Annotated in this window: 19 protein-coding genes; 8 read left to right on the top strand and 11 right to left on the bottom strand. The window is 50.4% G+C overall.

What is annotated here, in order from left to right; translation table 11 throughout:
* Window positions 1-2: 2 nt before the first annotated feature.
* Complete coding sequence (gene yjgA / locus CWE06_RS07855; RefSeq protein ID WP_126792884.1) at window positions 3-527, bottom strand: ribosome biogenesis factor YjgA; 525 nt, start codon at window positions 525-527, stop codon at window positions 3-5.
* Window positions 528-634: 107 nt separating this feature from the next.
* On the opposite strand from yjgA, the gene pmbA reads away from it, so the two are divergent.
* Entirely contained in the window at window positions 635-2,032 is a 1,398-nt protein-coding gene (gene pmbA / locus CWE06_RS07860) for a metalloprotease PmbA (protein WP_126792886.1), read from the top strand.
* Window positions 2,033-2,138: 106 nt separating this feature from the next.
* Here the strand turns inward: pmbA and CWE06_RS07865 are convergent, their stop codons facing one another.
* The 10 genes from CWE06_RS07865 to CWE06_RS07910 form a co-directional block, all read right to left on the bottom strand.
* Window positions 2,139-2,414, bottom strand: coding sequence for an HPr family phosphocarrier protein (locus CWE06_RS07865; protein ID WP_126792888.1), 276 nt, complete (start codon window positions 2,412-2,414; stop codon window positions 2,139-2,141).
* Between the two features lie 12 nt (window positions 2,415-2,426).
* The gene (gene rapZ / locus CWE06_RS07870) at window positions 2,427-3,284 is read right to left on the bottom strand and encodes an RNase adapter RapZ (protein WP_126792890.1); all 858 of its coding nucleotides are present in this window, start codon (window positions 3,282-3,284) and stop codon (window positions 2,427-2,429) included.
* Window positions 3,275-3,739: a PTS IIA-like nitrogen regulatory protein PtsN gene (gene ptsN / locus CWE06_RS07875; protein WP_126792892.1), complete on the bottom strand. Its 465-nt coding sequence runs from the start codon at window positions 3,737-3,739 to the stop codon at window positions 3,275-3,277. Before ptsN ends, rapZ begins: the two co-directional genes overlap by 10 nt.
* 5 nt (window positions 3,740-3,744) lie before the next feature.
* On the bottom strand, window positions 3,745-4,032 hold the full coding sequence (hpf, locus tag CWE06_RS07880; protein WP_126792894.1) for a ribosome hibernation promoting factor: 288 nt from the start codon (window positions 4,030-4,032) through the stop codon (window positions 3,745-3,747).
* Window positions 4,033-4,058: 26 nt separating this feature from the next.
* Window positions 4,059-5,411: an RNA polymerase factor sigma-54 gene (locus CWE06_RS07885; protein ID WP_126792896.1), complete on the bottom strand. Its 1,353-nt coding sequence runs from the start codon at window positions 5,409-5,411 to the stop codon at window positions 4,059-4,061.
* Between the two features lie 83 nt (window positions 5,412-5,494).
* The gene (gene lptB, locus CWE06_RS07890; protein ID WP_126792898.1) at window positions 5,495-6,220 is read right to left on the bottom strand and encodes an LPS export ABC transporter ATP-binding protein; all 726 of its coding nucleotides are present in this window, start codon (window positions 6,218-6,220) and stop codon (window positions 5,495-5,497) included.
* A gap of 1 nt (window position 6,221) precedes the next feature.
* Window positions 6,222-6,824, bottom strand: coding sequence for a lipopolysaccharide transport periplasmic protein LptA (gene lptA / locus CWE06_RS07895; RefSeq protein ID WP_126792900.1), 603 nt, complete (start codon window positions 6,822-6,824; stop codon window positions 6,222-6,224).
* Window positions 6,784-7,377, bottom strand: a complete 594-nt coding sequence (gene lptC, locus CWE06_RS07900) for an LPS export ABC transporter periplasmic protein LptC (RefSeq protein ID WP_126792902.1) — start codon at window positions 7,375-7,377, stop codon at window positions 6,784-6,786. The genes lptA and lptC overlap by 41 nt, the downstream gene beginning before the upstream one ends.
* Window positions 7,374-7,955, bottom strand: a complete 582-nt coding sequence (gene kdsC, locus CWE06_RS07905; protein ID WP_126792903.1) for a 3-deoxy-manno-octulosonate-8-phosphatase KdsC — start codon at window positions 7,953-7,955, stop codon at window positions 7,374-7,376. The genes lptC and kdsC overlap by 4 nt, the downstream gene beginning before the upstream one ends.
* On the bottom strand, window positions 7,955-8,944 hold the full coding sequence (locus CWE06_RS07910; RefSeq protein WP_126792905.1) for a KpsF/GutQ family sugar-phosphate isomerase: 990 nt from the start codon (window positions 8,942-8,944) through the stop codon (window positions 7,955-7,957). The genes kdsC and CWE06_RS07910 overlap by 1 nt, the downstream gene beginning before the upstream one ends.
* Window positions 8,945-9,153: 209 nt before the next feature.
* Between CWE06_RS07910 and CWE06_RS07915 the strand changes: the two genes are divergently transcribed.
* From CWE06_RS07915 to murA, 7 genes are all read left to right on the top strand, one after another.
* Complete coding sequence (locus tag CWE06_RS07915) at window positions 9,154-9,762, top strand: TetR/AcrR family transcriptional regulator (protein ID WP_126792907.1); 609 nt, start codon at window positions 9,154-9,156, stop codon at window positions 9,760-9,762.
* A gap of 197 nt (window positions 9,763-9,959) precedes the next feature.
* A complete protein-coding gene (locus CWE06_RS07920) occupies window positions 9,960-10,766 on the top strand; it encodes an ATP-binding cassette domain-containing protein (RefSeq protein ID WP_126792909.1) in 807 nt (268 codons plus the stop codon).
* Window positions 10,763-11,536 carry a lipid asymmetry maintenance ABC transporter permease subunit MlaE gene (mlaE, locus tag CWE06_RS07925; protein ID WP_126792911.1) on the top strand — a complete coding sequence of 258 codons (774 nt, stop codon included), beginning with the start codon at window positions 10,763-10,765 and terminating at the stop codon, window positions 11,534-11,536. The genes CWE06_RS07920 and mlaE overlap by 4 nt, the downstream gene beginning before the upstream one ends.
* Before the next feature lie 3 nt (window positions 11,537-11,539).
* Complete coding sequence (gene mlaD / locus CWE06_RS07930) at window positions 11,540-12,007, top strand: outer membrane lipid asymmetry maintenance protein MlaD (protein WP_126792913.1); 468 nt, start codon at window positions 11,540-11,542, stop codon at window positions 12,005-12,007.
* A 20-nt stretch (window positions 12,008-12,027) separates the two neighbouring features.
* Window positions 12,028-12,324, top strand: a complete 297-nt coding sequence (locus CWE06_RS07935; RefSeq protein WP_126792915.1) for an STAS domain-containing protein — start codon at window positions 12,028-12,030, stop codon at window positions 12,322-12,324.
* Between the two features lie 81 nt (window positions 12,325-12,405).
* A complete protein-coding gene (locus CWE06_RS07940; RefSeq protein ID WP_126792917.1) occupies window positions 12,406-12,663 on the top strand; it encodes a BolA family protein in 258 nt (85 codons plus the stop codon).
* A 51-nt stretch (window positions 12,664-12,714) separates the two neighbouring features.
* On the top strand, window positions 12,715-14,016 hold the full coding sequence (gene murA / locus CWE06_RS07945) for a UDP-N-acetylglucosamine 1-carboxyvinyltransferase (protein ID WP_126792918.1): 1,302 nt from the start codon (window positions 12,715-12,717) through the stop codon (window positions 14,014-14,016).
* The last annotated feature ends 3 nt before the right edge of the window (window positions 14,017-14,019 follow it).

Below are 14,019 nucleotides of genomic sequence, written 5' to 3' on the forward strand. Positions count from 1 at the left end.
ACTTACGACGCGGTGGTTTCAGTGACGCCGCGAATATATTTAAACAAAGCGCGTGCAGCCGCTGGTGGTTTATTTTGCTCTTGCTCTTTCTTCGCTTGGCGAACCCACTGGCGTAACTGCTGACGATCCGCATGCGGATACTGGTCCAAAAAGGCCTGAACACCATCGTCGCCTTGTTGCAAAATGCGGTCGCGCCATTGCTCCAGAGCATGGAAATGAGCGGCCTCGTAAAGCGCACGGTTTTCGATTTTGTCGATGGCAAGAAGCAAGTCGTCGGTGTCGCGTTGACGCAGTAACTTTCCTAAGTACTGCAGCTGTCGACGATAACCTTCGCGCTTGTTGGCAATTTTTTGAGCCAGTTTGATATTGGTGAGCAACTCTTCATCGAGAGGCAGTTGCTTGAGGGTATTGCTGCCCATATTCACCAATTTCACGCCGAGATCATGCATGGCAGCGGCTTCGCGTTTTAACTGGGTTTTGCTGAAATCATCAGCAGATGAAAATTCGTCCTGATCGTCGTATTGCATGAAGGTATCCACGTATTCGTTCATTATGCCTAATTCATACGCACTAGTTTATCAGGATCTGCGCTGCCGTGGTATCGGCGTGCGATTAACAACTAAAAGGCTATTTCATGACACAAGAAGTAACGATTCCTGAAATTACGGCAAAAGAGCAATTGCAGCCGGACTTAGAGCGCGCTGTGGACGCAGTTGAAGAAGCGCTGAAGCAAGCGAAAAAAGCTGGCGCCAGTGCCGCAGAATGTGCAATTTCTCATAGTCGTGGTTTAAGTGTGTCGACCCGTTTAGCGGAAGTGGAAACAGTCGAATTTAACCAAGACGGCTCGCTGGGTATTACTGTATATCGTCGTCACAAAGACGGTTCGCAAAGTAAAGGCAGTGCCAGCACCTCTGATTTATCACCAGCGGCGATTCGCGCCACGGTGGAAAAAGCGGATGCCATTGCGCGTTGGACCGAGGCTGATCCTGCTGCCGGTTTAGCCGACAAAGAGCTGATGGCATTTGGCTACAGCGACCCTGAGTTATTCTATCCGGCACCACAGTCACCCGAGCACGCGACGCAAGTTGCGCTTGCTTGTGAGCAGGCCATGCTCAATGCCGACGAGCGCATTATTAACTCAGACGGCGCCCATTACAGCAGCCACTGTGGTTTCCGTGTTTACGGTAACAGCCATGAGTTCCTCGGCCATTACATGAGTTCGCGTCAGAGTTTGAGTTGTATGCCGATTGCTAAGCAAGGTGACGTCATGGAGCGGGACTATGCTTACACCATTGCTCGCGATCCGCAGCGTTTATTGGCACCCGAAGCGGTTGCCCTCGAAGCGGTGGCTAACACTGTTGCGCGCTTAGGTGCACGTTCAGTGCCAACCTGTACAGTGCCGGTAATTTTCCATCGAGACCTTGCTCATCATTTATTTGGCCAGTTCGCCGGGGCGATTAGCGGTGGTAACTTGTACCGGAAAAGTACGTTCCTACTCGACCATCTTGGTAAGCAAGTGTTTCCTAGCTGGTTGAGCATTCAGGAAGAGCCCTTACTCGCCGGTGGCTTAGCCACGACCCCATTTGACCACGAAGGGGTGCGTACCGAAGCCCGCGACATCGTCAATGATGGCGTTGTCAGTACGTACTTACTTACGAGTTATGCAGCACGGAAATTGGGCATGCAAAGTACCGGTCACGCTGGCGGCATTCATAACTGGTTTATTCGTGCCGACGCTGCTCACACTGCAACAGGGCTCGATGCGTTGTGCAAACAAATGGGTACCGGCTTGCTCGTGACCGAGCTCATGGGGCAGGGCGTGAACTTGGTGACCGGTGATTACAGCCGCGGCGCAGCAGGGTTCTGGGTTGAGAACGGTGAAATTCAGTTCCCGGTGACAGAAGTGACAGTTGCGGGTAATTTACGTGATATGTTCGCAAATATTGTCGCGATTGGCGACGATGTGGATCCTCGCCACGGTGTGTTAAGTGGCTCGGTGTTGGTGTCAGCGATGAAAGTCGCTGGCCAATAATATTTCTTAAGAATGTTGACCAACAACCTGGCCAATAACGTTGGGCAAGAACGCGTGCCAAGAATGACAGCGCGCCTAGGCCGTCTAGGCGTTAACGTCTAAGCGCTTATTCGTCTTCGTCGAAGCGGTCAAAAATCAATTGGGTGACGGCGTCGAGTGCTTGCTCGGCGTCTGGTCCCACCGCCTTAACACTAATTTCCTTACCTTGCTGACTCGCAAGCAGCATTAAGCCCATGACACTGCTCGCGTCGACTGACTTTTCCCCTTGCCCAATTGTAATTTTGGCGTCAAATTGGCTCGCGAGTTTCGCCAGTTTCGTGGCGGCACGCGCGTGCAGGCCAAGTTTATTGCGAATGAGGACAGTGCGAGAGACTTCGGTCATGGACAGCTCAATTTATTGATTCTTTTTACGCTCAAGCTCGCGGTGTTTCACACGAATTTTGGCATGTTGATTCTGCAGCAGTGCAGCAAGTGTTTCGGTGATATACACCGAACGGTGTTGACCACCCGTACAACCGATTGCGACAGTGAGATAGCTACGATTACTGCGCTGGAAATAAGGCAACCAAGTACTAATAAACGTCTCAGTTTGGTGAATAAACTTACTCACCAAGGGCTGCTGTTGGAGAAAGTTTTGCACGGGTGCGTCGAGGCCGGAATAGGGCCGCAACTCAGGTTCCCAATGCGGGTTGGGTAGTATTCGAGCGTCGAAAACCGTGTCGGCAGTGGTCGGCAAACCGTGTTTAAAGCCAAACGACATTAGGACTAAGATCATTTGGTTTTCACTGCGGCCAAGTACACGCTCGTTGACTTGCTCAATCAGGTCATGAACACTCAATTCGCTGCTATCAAGGCGCCAAGTTGCTAATGCAGCAAGGGGCTCAAGAAGTTGCCCCTCGGTTGCGATTGCGTCAGCTAATGTCGCTTGATTATGCGACAGCGGATGCATTCGGCGGGTTTCGCCGTAGCGTCGAATTAATGTCTCGTCACTGGCGTCAATAAACAGTACTTCGGCTTTAACGTCGTGGGGCAAAAATTCGAGGGTTTCGTTGAGGTCTTTCACGTCGGCTTCGAGGTTGCGCACGTCAATGCTGACTGCGATGTTTTCAAAGCGACCAAACACAGAGTGCAGCAGGGTGGGCAGCAATGCCATCGGCAGGTTGTCAACGCAATAAAAACCAAGGTCTTCCAAGGCTCTTAGTGCGACTGTTTTTCCTGAGCCAGAACGGCCGCTGACCACAATTAACTGCATAGTGCGGGATCCTGTGTCATGAGTTCATGCAGCTCAGCGTCGCTGCTGGCATGCCGTAAACTCCGACAGCAGTCCTTATTGTTTAAACGCTCAGCAACAGCAGAGAGCGTTTTCAAATGAATTTCTGGGTTGTCTTTTGGCACGAGTAACGCAAAAACGAGATCAACCGGCTGATTATCGATGGCATCGAAATCAATCGGTTCGGCAAGCGTTAATAGCGCTGCAACCGGTTGGCCGGCATTTTCTAGCCGGCCATGCGGGATTGCAATGCCGAGTCCTATCCCGGTACTGCCGAGACGCTCGCGTTGAAGTAAGCTGTCGAAAATATCGCTCTTACTGACGCCGGCTAATTTCGGCGCCAGTAATTGGCTGATATATTCCAATACGCGTTTTTTACTGCTCTCGGCGACACTCACACGTGTACAGTCCGGGCTTAGGATCTCTTTGAGGTTCATAGTCCTTAGTGTTTCTTCAGTTTTTCTTTATGTTTAATAACTTGACGATCGAGCTTATCAATCAGAGCGTCGATGGCTGCATACATGTCTTGATGCTCCGAAGTGGCAAACACTTCACCGCCATTCAGGTGAACTGTAGCTTCGGCTTTTTGCATTAATTTTTCAACGTTTAAAATGACATAGACGTTGTTGATATGGTCGAAGTGGCGCTCTAGCTTAGCGAACTTAGTATCAACATACTCACGTAAAGCGTCAGTAATATCTACATGATGACCAGTTAGATTAATTTGCATAGCACATCTTCCTTCTGTTGACGTGGTTAAAGTAGAGTCTTCCGTTGGCTCGAAGACGGGATATTGAGTGATTCCCGGTACTTCGCAATGGTCCTTCTTGCTACCTGTATTCCCTGCTCGCCGAGCAGTGCAGCTAACTTACTGTCACTCAATGGCTTCGCAGGATTTTCCGCTGCCACCAACTTGCGAATTAAGGCTCGGATGGCAGTTGATGAAAAATCGTCCCCGTTGTCACCGCTGACGTGGCTGGAGAAGAAGTACTTCAACTCAAACACGCCTTGCGGGGTATGCATGAACTTTTGCGTAGTGACACGCGATATTGTCGATTCATGCATCTCTATACTTTCTGCGACATCACTCAGAATCATTGGTTTCATTGCTTCTGGGCCATGTTCAAAGAATGCCTGTTGTCGTTGCACGATACAATGGGCAACCTTCAATAAAGTTTCATTTCTGCTTTCAATACTTTTAATCAGCCAGCGCGCGTCTTGCAAATGCTGCCGTATATATTGTGAATCGGCTTGCGTACAGTGGCTTTGCGGTAGATCAGCATAAGCACTGTTAATCCGCAATTTTGGTGCTGCATTGGGATTTAATGCCACCCGCCAACGACCGTTATGCTTGCTAACTAAAACATCGGGAATGACATAATCGGATTCACGTTCACCGAAGCATTCGCCTGGGCGTGGATTTAATTTCTGAATCAGCTCGAGAACGTCTTTAAGTTTGGCTTCAGACAACCGGGTGCGGCGAGCAAGCGTGCGGTAATCACGCCGGCCTAGGAGGTCGAGGTGTTTGTTCACCACGAGTTTTGCGGCACTTAACGCGGGGGTATCTGCAGGTAGCTGGTTGAGTTGGATGAGCAGACATTCGCCAACGCCGCGAGCGCCGACGCCAACCGGATCAAAATGTTGAATGCGTTTCAGTGTCACGGCCACTTCGTCAAAACTAATGTCGTCGTCCTGACTGACCACGGCGGCGTGAATTTCTTCGAGGGTTTGTTGTAGATAGCCATTGTCGTCGATGGCATCGATAATCGCTTCAGCGATGAGCTCGTCAGTTGGCGTGAAATGTGACAGCCGCATTTGCCAGCGCAGGTAATCTTGTAGGCTTTCGGTGGTTTCGCCTTGGTAAACGTAGTCTTCTTCGCTGGCTTGGCCGGCGCTTGAGGAGGTGCCGGCAGAAATCCGAGCGTCCCAAGGCGCTTGTTCGTCTTGACCGTCGGGCTCGGGTAGTTCTAGCAGCGGATTAGCTTCTAACGCTTCTTGCACCTCGGTTTGTAACTCCAGAGAAGACAACTGCAGGAGCCGAATGGCTTGCTGCAATTGCGGAGTCATTGTGAGGTTTTGACTAAACTTAAGCTGCAGACCTTGTTTCATGAATGCGATTTGGGTTCCTTAACGACCAAGTGAGCGAATATTAAATTGTGCTCTTACTTATATCATTGGTCTTTTTGCGGAAATTACAAGGAGAATTGGTCGCCTAAATACACTTCTTTTACTGTTTCGTTGGCGAGAATCTCTTGTGCGTTGCCCGTTGCAATCAGTTCACCGTGGCTCACGATATAAGCTGTTTCGCACACGGAGAGGGTCTCCCGGACATTGTGGTCGGTGATCAAAACACCGATGCCGCGGTCGCTGAGTTGCTGAATAATCTTTTTAATATCGAGCACGGAAATTGGGTCTACCCCGGCAAATGGTTCGTCGAGCAAAATAAATTTTGGCTCAGCGGCCAGTGCCCGGGCAATTTCCACGCGGCGACGTTCACCACCGGACAAGCTCATACCTAAGCTATTGACGATGTGGCCAATGTGAAATTCATTGACGAGCTCATCAAGTTTTTCTTCGCGTTGAGCGGGGGTAAGGTCACTGCGGGTTTCCAAAATGGCCATGATATTGTCGCGCACGGTCAGCTTACGAAACACCGAAGCTTCCTGTGGCAAGTAGCCAATACCTTTGCGCGCGCGGGCGTGCATGGGCAGTAAGGTAATGTCTTCGTCGTCAAGGCGAATATGGCCTTTGTCGTTGTTGACCAGCCCGACGATCATATAAAACGTGGTGGTTTTACCGGCGCCATTTGGACCCAGTAGGCCGACGATTTGGCCTGCATTGACGGCGATACTGACGTCGCGAACGACAGTACGGCCTTTGTATGCTTTCGCTAAGTGTTCTGCGCGTAATGTTGCCATGTTAATTGCCGTTCTCGTTGCCGTTTTGGTTCTGACTTTGACGCTGACGTGGCCGCAAAATTGTTTCGACTTGTTCGGTGCCGTCGCCACTCTCGGAAATAACTTGCTGCAGTTCAATATTGTAGGAAATGCGATTCGCGCGCACCAAGCTACCGTCTTGGCGCAATTCCGCTAACGTGCTGAGTGTCAGCGTACGTTCGGTGGCATTGTATTCAATCAGATGTGCTTGCGCTTCAACTAACACGCCTGGCTCAATTTCTTGTTGGTAGGTTGCTGGTGTGCCGCGCAAAATAAACAGCTCGACTTCACCGTCGCGCTCTTCAAAGCCGGTGACCTCAAGCTCATCCGCAGTAATACGCAGGGTACCTTGGTTAATACGCACATTGCCGGTGGCCCGATAGACGTTGGCGGCAAGGTCAAGGAAGTCATTCTCAGCAAGAATTTGAATGGGCTCTTCGAAGTCACGTTGTAGTTGCGATAGTTGCGACAGCTGCGAGCGTGACTCAGTCTCCTGCGCCATCAGCTTAGCCTGGCTCGTAAAGGAAGCCAGAACTAACACAAGGCTAGCGGCTAGAGTTACGGGGATAATAAATGGTTTCAACATGTTCAATAATTTCCAGTTGCTGAGCTTCTAAGTCAATGCGCATACCAATGCCATGGACATAAAACTGTGGGCCGCGAAGCGTGACAGGGGCATCTGTGTGCATAATACCCGATTGCAAGTCGATCGCGAGGTTATCGGTCATAATTTCGTGAATATACCCGATTCCCGAGCGATTCACGATGGCGACATCGTCGGTTAACTCCAAGCGTTCATCTTCATAAAAGCGACCAAATTGCGCGCTAATCTGCCATTCTGCGCCGGTTTCTTGCACATTCACTGAGCGTTCAGACAAGAAGGTGGTGTAAATCGGCTCTTCAAGTTCGGTCAAACGAATGGCGCTATAGTGGGCCATGCGCGTGGCACGAATTTGGTGCGCTAAGCGGCCATCCGCTTCAAATACTCGGGTTGCTAAACCATAGGCAGTAAAATCGGGAATTAGTTGCAAGTCGTCATGGTCAGTGACTTGTGTACTCTCGCGCTCGCTCAAGTACCACAACACGCCACCGCTAACTAAAGCGAGGATAATCAGCAGAATCAGCGTACGCCGGTTCATGTACTGCTCTCCTGCACTTGATGTAAAAGCCCTTGGCTGAGCAAAATGAGGTCGGCGATTTCCCGCACGGCACCAAAGCCTCCGCGCTGGGTGGTGACGTAGTCGGCGTTCTGTTGCAGCAGTGGATGGCCATCGAAAGGCGTTAACGCCAAGCCTGAAGCCTTAAGCATGGGTAAGTCGGGCAGGTCGTCACCAACGCTGGCAGTGGCTTCATTGTTGACGCCACACGCTTTTTGGATGTCGGCGAAGGCTTGCATTTTATCATGCTGGCCTTGGTAGATATGCGGGACACCAAGGGCGCGCATCCGCGTTTCCACAATTTGCGAGTCGCGACCGGTAATCACAGCCACTTGAATGCCGGCGCTGAGCAAGGCTTTGACGCCCAGCCCGTCGCGGGTATGAAATGCTTTCAGTTCTTCGCCGTCATTGCCGAGGTAAATGCGGCCGTCGGAAAATACGCCATCGACGTCACAAACCAGTAACTTAATGTTGGCAAACTTAGCCATGAGGTCGTTGTGTAAATCACCATACCAAGTCGAGGTGTACTGGAGTGACGGCGACTGAGTTGGAATTGTCATTACAGTACCCCCGCACGCAGTAAGTCATGCATGTTAAACACACCAACGACTTGTTGTTCTTTGTTCACGGCAATTAGGCCATTAATTTTCTTTTGTTCCATGACTTTTAATGCTTCGGCAGCCAGCGTCTCTGGCGACGTTGTGGTGCAGTGACGGGTCATGGTTTCGCTAATGCGGGTTTGGTGAATATCAATGCGTTGGTCGAGGATGCGACGTAAATCACCGTCGGTAAAGATCCCGAGTAATTTGTCATCTTGGTCGACAATGGTGGTCATGCCAAGGCCTTTGCGCGAAATTTCTAGCAAGGCTTCGGTGATGATCGCTTCGGCACTGACTTTCGGTATCCGGTCGCCGGTATGCATGATATCGCTAACGCGCAGTAACAGGCGTTTGCCGAGGCTGCCGCCCGGATGTGACAAGGCAAAGTCGTCGGCAGTAAAACCGCGCGAATGCAACAAGGCAACGGCGAGGGCATCGCCCATCACTAAGGTCGCGGTGGTACTTGCAGTTGGCGCTAAACCAAGCGGGCAGGCTTCTTCGGCAACAGCAACATTTAAATGAACGTCAGCGAGCGTAGCCAAGGTCGACTCGGGTTTCCCGGTCATGGCAATCAGCGGCACACCTAAACGTTTAATTACAGGGAGGATACTGACCACTTCATGGGTTTCTCCTGAATTGGAAATCGCGATAACCAGATCTTGCGCAGTAATCATGCCTAAATCGCCATGGCTTGCTTCGCCCGGGTGAACAAAGAAGGCCGGTGTTCCGGTACTCGCTAGAGTCGCAGCAATTTTGCCGCCAATATGACCGGACTTACCCATGCCGGTAACGACAACGCGGCCTTGGCAGCGTAAAATGGTCTGGCAAGCATTGCGAAAGCTATCGTCGAGCGACTGATAAAGCCCTTGAATGGCAGCAGATTCGATCTCGAGTACTCGGCGGCCTTGAGCAATAAAGTCGGTTGCGGCAGGGATATCGGTAGCACTCATGTTGCGCGTGTCCTTGGTCTAAGCGAGTGATTTTGCCAAAGTATATCACTGCCGTTCTGGAATAGGTATGGAATCGGGCAAACTGCGGTAAATCGATGGGTTAATCCGATGGGTGCGACAGTTTGTGCATTGTTAGTCGGTTTGCCTTTTTGCTATTGTTCGAAAGTAAACCCTTTAGTCGGTTAGAACTAAGTTTTAGGATTATAGAAATGAGTGACACGAAAAAACAGTTTCGCGGCGGTCGCCCGAGCAAACGTGAGTTTATTCTTAAGCAAGCGGAGATTTTGGTGCGGGAACGTGGTGCGTCACAACTGACGTTCGACGCCTTGACCGAGCAAACTGGAATTAGTAAAGGTGGTCTGCTGTATCATTTCGAAAGTAAGGAAGCGTTAATTATTGCCATGCTCGAGCGCTACATTGGCCAACGCCAAGAACGCACTGCAGCAGTATTGGAAGCGAAACCTTATTTACTTGATGCGCCAGACGGTGAGCTGTTGGCCATGGTTGAAGCCGAAATCACCGAGCCACAAGAGATGTTGGCGGTTGACAGTGCTATCGTCGCTGCGGTTGCCGCCAACCCAGAACTGTTAGAGCCGGTGCGGCAACGTAATCGAGAGCTTTGGGAGCGGTTAGACAAAGCTCAGGCCGGTGCCGCTCAAGCGCGCGTGGCTTGGAAAGCGGTTGTTGGCCATCGCCTGTTGAAGCAATTTGGCTTGCTGATTGAAAGTGACGAGCAAACCGAAGCATTTATTGCCGAAGTTACTGCGATGTTAACGCCGAGTGCCAAAAATAGCAGTGACGATAGTGTGTTTGGTTAATCCAAATCAGCCACACACGCGTTGATTAGTAATACTGTTCATTTGCTTTGTTCAAGTAGCCCTGCGGGGCTATTTTTGTAAGCCAAGCAAAATGATTGTCGTTGTTTGTCAGCGAGGGTCGCAATTGCATAGCCGGTTAGCCTGAATTAATGCTAAGATGCTCGACCTTTTCAGATACCGAATGAACGAGGGCGGTAGTGAAAAATTTAGTAGAATTAAAAGACGTTTATTTTAACCGGGGTGACACGCCAATCTATGAAGGCGTGAACTTAGTTGTGCCAGAAGGTAAAGTAACCGCCATTATGGGGCCAAGTGGCTGTGGTAAAACCACACTGTTACGCCTGATCGGTGGGCAGCTGAAGCCAACCCGTGGTGAAGTTCATTTTGCCGGCCACCAAGTGAATAAGCTTGGTCGCAGCGCTTTATTTGACCTGCGTAAGCGCATGAGCATGCTGTTTCAAAGCGGTGCATTATTTAGTGAAATGACGGTTTTTGATAACGTCGCGTTCCCTTTGCGCGAGCATACGGACTTACCTGAGAACATTATTGCCACCGTGGTTAAAATGAAGCTCGATTCGGTGGGTTTGCGCGGTGCGGCGCACTTATTCCCGTCAGAGTTGTCCGGTGGTATGGCTCGGCGAGCAGCGCTGGCGCGGTCAATCGCGCTCGACCCTGAGCTGATTATGTATGACGAACCTTTCGCTGGCCAAGACCCGATTTCGATGGGCATGCTGGTGAAGCTGATTCGCTCATTAAATAGCACCCTCGGTTTAACCTCGATTGTGGTGTCTCACGATATTCATGAAGTCATGAGCATTGCCGACCATGTTTGCATTATGGCGAACAAGAAGATCGTTGCTCAAGGCTCGCCTGAGCAGCTTGAGCGCGAAGGGAATGAGTTAGTTCTGCAGTTTTTGCATGGTGAGCCGGATGGTCCAGTGCCATTCCATTACCCAGCTGCAGATTATGCCGAAGATTTACTCGGGTCAGGAGTTCGCCGATGAAAGCAATTCAAGAACTCGGGCGCAATACGCTAAATACCATTCGTGGCATTGGTAATGCCACAATTATGCTGTTCCAAGCGCTCGTCGGTAAACCACAACCGCTGAAAATGTTCCCGTTACTGATGCGCCAACTCTATGTGGTTGGTGTTCAGTCAATGCTGATTATTTTGGTGTCGGGCTTGTTCATCGGCATGGTACTTGGTTTACAAGGTTACACGATTCTGGTTGATTTCGGTGCTGAACAAGCGTTGGGGCCCATGGTTGCTTTAAGCTTGTTACGAGAACTGGGGCCGGTAGTAACAGCGCTCTTGTTCGCCGGTCGCGCTGGTTCGGCGCTGACCGCTGAAATTGGCTTAATGCGTGCAACAGAACAACTTTCAAGTTTAGAAATGATGGCAGTAGACCCTCTGCGTCGTGTTATTGCGCCGCGTTTCTGGGCTGGTTTTTTAAGCATGCCACTATTGGCCTTCATGTTTAGTGCCATCGGTATTTACGGTGGTTTCGTGGTCGGTGTGCAATGGCTTGGCGTTGACGACGGTGCTTTTTGGTCGGTGATGCAGGCCAGCGTTGAATGGCAACACGACGTCATGAATGGTTTTATTAAGAGTTTAGTATTTGCTTTTGTGGTGACGTGGATCGCCCTCTATAAAGGGTATACCGCAGAGCCAACGTCGCCGGGAATCAGTGCTGCAACGACACAAACGGTTGTGTATAGCTCGTTGGCCGTTCTCGGTTTAGATTTTGTTTTGACAGCTGTAATGTTCGGGTGATCTATGGAAGCGCGGAAAATTGAATTATTAGTCGGTGTATTTATCACAGCAGCCATTGCGGCGCTGGTTTTTCTAGCCATGCAGGTGGCGAACACCACGGGTGCATTGCGCGGTGAAACCTACACCTTATATGCGAAGTTTGACAACATTGGCGGCCTGAAAGTGCGCTCGCCAGTGAAAGTTGGTGGTGTTGTCGTCGGCCGTGTTAGCAATATCAGCCTCGACAGTGAGTACTTTGAGCCGGTTGTAGAAATGAAAATCAGTGTCCAATACAAAGGCTTTCCTGACACGAGTACAGCGTCGATTTTAACCTCGGGCTTACTTGGCGAGCAGTACATTGGCTTAGAGCCAGGCTTCATGGATGACGGTGTGATGACATTAGAAGACGGAGATCACATCTTCATGACCAACTCGGCGATGGTTCTGGAAAACCTTATTGGCCAGTTCTTGTTTAGCCAAGGTAACGATTAAAGCTGAGTCAGGAGGCACGCATGAATAGTTTACAGTTTGACGTGCAAGGTGACGCTGTTGTGGTGCGCGGTGAACTTGACCGAGACCATGTCGGCCAAGCTTGGAAAGAGCGCGAGCAGTGGCTTGGCAGTACCGGTACGTTAAACATTGACCTGTGTGCGGTGGAAAAAGTCGACTCAGCCGGTTTAGCCTTGCTGATTCAAGTAAAAGCAGAGCTGCAAAAACAAAACCGCGACTTAGCTTTACGCAATGTAAACACTCAGTTGCGTCAGTTCGCCGAGGTCAGTGGCGTCACGGCATTGCTTTCGCTAAGCTAAGCACTTATTTAAATACTTGGTTAAGCCTTAAGTTAAGCCTTAAGTTAAGCACCGTTCGAATTTTATAAAAGTGAAATCATCATGGATCCAAAAGAAATTGAAGTCTTGTTGCAAGACGCATTGAACCTTGACGAAGTGCATGTCAAAGGCGAAGGCAGCCATTACCAAGTGATTGCTGTCAGTGAGGTATTTGCCGACATGTCGCGTGTGCGTCAGCAGCAAATGATCTACGCGCCGCTGCAAGAGAAAATTGCCGACGGCACCATTCATGCGCTCAGTATAAAAGCCTATACGCCAGAAAAGTGGCGTCGTGAAAAGCTCCTGAATATGCCGGGTTAGGCTGGTTTCACGCGTTAATTTAAAAATACTGACCGAAAAGAGTGCAAAGAAATGGAAAAGTTAGTCGTCACTGGTGGTGCTCGTTTACACGGTGAAGTGCGTATCTCGGGCGCAAAAAATGCAGCGTTACCCATTCTCTTAGCGGCAATTCTTGCCGACAGCCCCGTGCGTATCAGCAATGTTCCGCGCTTGCAGGACGTTGAAACCTCGTTAGCCTTATTGGGTGAGCTGGGTATTCCGCATACCCGTGAAAGCAACGACACCTATGTTATTACACCACCAGCCAAGCATGGCCATGTGGCGCCATACGAGCTGGTGAAAACCATGCGTGCGTCAATTCTCGTGCTCGGTCCGTTATTGGCTAAATGTGGTCATGCAGAAGTGTCGTTACCAGGCGGCTGCGCAATTGGCGCACGTCCGGTTAATTTACACATTGAAGGCATGCGCCAAATGGGTGCAACCATTGTCGTCGAAAATGGCTACATTAAAGCCCATGTTCCAGCCGAGCAAGGTGGACGCTTGCGTGGCGCCCATATTCTGCTCGACACAGTCAGCGTGACCGGTACTGAAAACCTGATGGCAGCAGCCGTATTAGCTGACGGCGAAACCATTATTGAAAACGCAGCGCGTGAACCGGAAGTGGTAGACCTTGCGAATTTCTTGAATAGTTTGGGCGCAAAAGTCACTGGCGCGGGCAGCGATACTATTCGCATTCAAGGCGTTGACCGTTTGCATGGTGGTGACTACAAAGTCATGCCGGATCGGATTGAAACCGGTACCTTTTTGGTCGCAGCGTTAGCAACGCAAGGTGAAATCACTTGCACGCATACCAACCCTGACTTTCTTGATGCGGTGCTGAAAAAGCTAACCGAAGCAGGTGCAGAAATCACCAAGGGTGCCGATTGGATCAAACTCAAAAGCAAAGGTCGTCCTCGCGCCGTAAGTTTAGTGACAGCGCCACATCCGGCGTTTCCAACGGATATGCAGGCACAGTTTATTGCGTTAAACGCAATTGCTGAAGGTACCGGCCGCGTGCGCGAAACCATTTTTGAGAACCGCTTTATGCATGTGCCAGAATTGCGTCGTATGGGTGCCAATATCGAGCTTGAAGGCAATACCGCAGTGTCGACGGGCGTCGATAAACTCACCGGCGCGCAGGTGATGTGCACAGACTTGCGGGCATCAGCGTCGCTAGTGATTGCTGGTTTAGTGGCGGAAGGTACGACGGAAGTCGAACGCGTTTACCACATTGACCGTGGTTACGAGACGATTGAGCAGAAGCTGTCGGCATTAGGGGCGCAAATCCGACGAGAAAAAATGTGTCCAACCCGAATTCAAAAAACCAGCGATTAGTCG

Source organism: Aliidiomarina haloalkalitolerans, assembly GCF_003987315.1.
GTDB classification, from domain to species: Bacteria; Pseudomonadota; Gammaproteobacteria; order Enterobacterales; family Alteromonadaceae; genus Aliidiomarina; species Aliidiomarina haloalkalitolerans.